1 protein-coding gene is annotated in these 522 nt (G+C 70.5%); it reads left to right on the top strand.

The window, feature by feature from the left end; all coding sequences use genetic code 11:
* On the top strand, nt 1–519 hold a 519-nt coding region (locus IE271_RS41535), incomplete at its 5' end, for an FAD-dependent oxidoreductase (RefSeq protein WP_190195550.1).
* Nucleotides 520–522: the final 3 nt, after the last annotated feature.

Consider the following 522-nt stretch of genomic DNA (forward strand, 5'->3'; position numbering starts at 1 on the left):
CCGGGCCGGGGACTGCTGGCCCACCGTGAAGGCGGCGGAACCCTGCACACCTACGCGCAACTGAAGAAGCCCCAGAACTGGTTCACCGATTTCGACACCACCGATGCCACAGCCCTCACCGCACGAGTGGTGAAGGAGTTCGACGGGTGGGCTCCCGCACTCACCGCCCTGATCACCAGCAGCGACACCCCGCCGGTCCTGCGGCCCATCTTCACGCTGCCGGCCGGGCACCGCTGGGAGCGTGTGCCGGGGGTGACCCTGCTCGGCGATGCCGCCCACCTGCGGGCGCCGAACGGCGAAGGCGCCAACCTGGCCATGCTGGACGGCGCCGAACTCGGCCGGGCCCTCGCCGCGCACCCCAATGATGCGGAGACCGCGCTCGCCGCGCACGAACAAGCCATGTTCGCCCGCGCCGCCGCCGTGGAAGCGGACGACGACGGCTTCTACACGACCATGATCGACGACCACGCGCCCCACAGCCTGCTCGCCCTGATGACCGGCGACGAACCAAACGCGTGATCC

The organism is Streptomyces minutiscleroticus (genome assembly GCF_014650875.1).
GTDB lineage: Bacteria > Actinomycetota > Actinomycetes > Streptomycetales > Streptomycetaceae > Streptomyces > Streptomyces minutiscleroticus.